At 62.7% G+C, this 2301-nt stretch carries 2 protein-coding genes; one reads left to right on the top strand and one right to left on the bottom strand.

Annotation, left to right across the window (positions count from 1 at the left end):
• Positions 1–133: 133 nt before the first annotated feature.
• Positions 134–1243, bottom strand: coding sequence for a bifunctional 3,4-dihydroxy-2-butanone-4-phosphate synthase/GTP cyclohydrolase II (ribBA, locus tag PMI34_RS11330; RefSeq protein ID WP_008050960.1), 1110 nt, complete (start codon positions 1241–1243; stop codon positions 134–136).
• A 70-nt stretch (positions 1244–1313) separates the two neighbouring features.
• Here ribBA and PMI34_RS11325 point away from each other — a divergent pair, with 70 nt between their 5' ends.
• On the top strand, positions 1314–1610 hold the full coding sequence (locus PMI34_RS11325; protein WP_008050962.1) for a DUF1330 domain-containing protein: 297 nt from the start codon (positions 1314–1316) through the stop codon (positions 1608–1610).
• Positions 1611–2301 lie beyond the last annotated feature (691 nt).

Here is a 2301-nt window from a genome sequence, read left to right on the forward strand (position 1 = left end):
TGGCGAAGCCTGCGTTCGGCTGCGTAGCAGCCGCTAAATCAGGCGACCTGGTATTTCAGGACCTCAGGTTTTGCGACTGCTACGCAGCCGAACGCAGGCTTCGCCAGCTGCTACAAAAGGCCTGGGCCGAGGATCACTCGGTGAACGAGATACTCTCCACCACTTCCAGGTCATACCCGGTCAAGCCCGCATACTTCAGCGGCGGGCCGAGGTGGCGCAATTTGCCGACACCCAGGTTCTGCAGGATCTGCGCACCGGTACCCACTTCCGAATAGATCCGCGACTGCGAGCGGCTGAACTGCCGGGGCGGCTGGGTCAATTGCGGCACGCGTTCGAGCAACGCTTGGGAGGATTCGTGATTGGCCAGCACCACCACCACGCCGTGGCCTTCGGCGGCGACACGCTGCAAGGCGGCCCACAACGTCCAGTTGCTCGGGCCGCTGTACTCGGCACCGACCAGATCGCGCAACGGGTCGATCACATGCACGCGCACCAGCGTCGGTTGCTCGCGGCGCAGATCGCCCATGACCATGGCCATGTGGACACCGCCTTCGATGCGATCCTCAAAGGTGATCAGACGAAAGGTGCCGTGCACGGTCGGCAGGTCACGTTCACCGATGCGCACGATCGTGTGTTCGGTGCTCAGGCGATAGTGGATCAGGTCGGCGATGGTGCCGATCTTGATCCCGTGCTTGCGCGCGAACACTTCCAGGTCCGGGCGGCGGGCCATGGTGCCGTCGTCGTTCATCACTTCGACGATCACCGAGGCCGGGGTGAAGCCGGCCAGGCGGGCCAGGTCGCAACCGGCCTCGGTATGACCGGCGCGGGTCAGCACGCCACCTTCCCGGGCGCGTAGCGGGAAGATGTGGCCCGGCTGCACGATGTCGGCGGGGCCAGCGTTGGCGGCGACGGCAGCGGCCACGGTGCACGCCCGATCCGCTGCGGAGATGCCGGTGGTCACGCCGACGGCCGCTTCGATGGACACGGTGAAGGCGGTGCTGAACACGCTGCCGTTGCTGGGCACCATCTGCTCCAGGCCCAGGCGCTTGCAGTGCTCGTCGGTCAAGGTCAGGCAGATCAGGCCACGGGCTTCTCGGGCCATGAAGCTGATGGCCTCGGGCGTGCAGCAATCGGCGGCCAGCAACAGGTCGCCTTCGTTTTCCCGGTCTTCATCGTCGACCAGCAGGACCATTTTGCCGAGGCGGTAATCTTCGATGATTTCTTCGATGCTGTTGAAGGCCATGCTGGAGTCTCAGTGTTTGTTGGATGAGCAATGTGGTATACCATAATACAAAAATAACCGAGAGGTCACTATGAAGGCGTACTGGATTGCTCACGTGGATGTCACCGACCCCGATCATTACAGCCAATACACTCAGCGGGCGCCGAAGGCCTTTGCCCTGTATGGCGGTCGGATTCTGGCGCGGGGTGGGCGTAGCGAGGCGATGGAAGGTCGGTCTACGCCGCAACGCAGTGTGGTGATCGAGTTTGATTCCTATGAGCAGGCGGTGGCTTGCTATCACTCGGCGTTGTATCAGGAGGCTAGGGGGTATCGTGAGGGGGTGGCTTTGGCTGAGGTGATTATTGTCGAGGGTGTGGTGCCGCTCTGAATAGCGACTGAGTACTTATCCGTTGCTGCGGTAACGGCGGCTTATGGTTCCGCTCTTACAGCGGGTCACTTTTAACAAGCGCCTTAAAAGTAACCAAAAGCGCTCGCCCCTTACGTACGGCCCCTCGCTTAGGCTCGGGGTTCCTTCGCTCCGGCATTCATCCGGGGGCATCGCCTCCGGTCGGCTTCGCTCGACCTCCTCTCGATGTGTTCGGCTGCGCCGAACGGCGCTGCGCGCCTACCCCCCGGATGAACGCCGGAACGAGGCCTTCCGAGGGGGCGGGTGGATCAAGATCAAAAGCTGCAGGCGAGCTAACGCTCGACCTGATGAGTGGTGAAAAGCGTGGGTGTATGCCGATCTGCTTTTGCTGTTCTGTGGGCGCGGCGGTGTGGCGATCCGACTTGCTCGCGATGGCGACCTGACAGCCGATGTTGATGTTGAATCTTCCGGCCTCTTCGCGGGCAAGCCCGCTCCCACAGGTTATGTGTCGTACCCGGATCATGTGGCAAGCACAGAACCTTGTGGGAGCGGGCTTGCCCGCGAAGGCGGCCTGACAGCCAACCAAAGGCATTACAGGCGAACGAAACCCGCGACCAGGCCGGCCGGTAGGCCGCCTCGGGCGCTGTTGCGGTGTACGCCCCCTCGTGAGGCCGAGCGTAGGTTCTGCGCAGTGGGCAACCCGGCATGGATG

It is taken from the genome of Pseudomonas sp. GM74 (assembly GCF_000282455.1).
Taxonomy (GTDB): domain Bacteria; phylum Pseudomonadota; class Gammaproteobacteria; order Pseudomonadales; family Pseudomonadaceae; genus Aquipseudomonas.

Excerpts from the sequence above, each read along its gene's own strand:
- ribBA (WP_008050960.1), bottom strand. The coding sequence starts at position 1,243 with ATGGCCTTCAACAGCATCGAAGAAATCATCGAAGATTACCGCCTCGGC.
- PMI34_RS11325 (WP_008050962.1), top strand. The coding sequence starts at position 1,314 with ATGAAGGCGTACTGGATTGCTCACGTGGATGTCACCGACCCCGATCAT.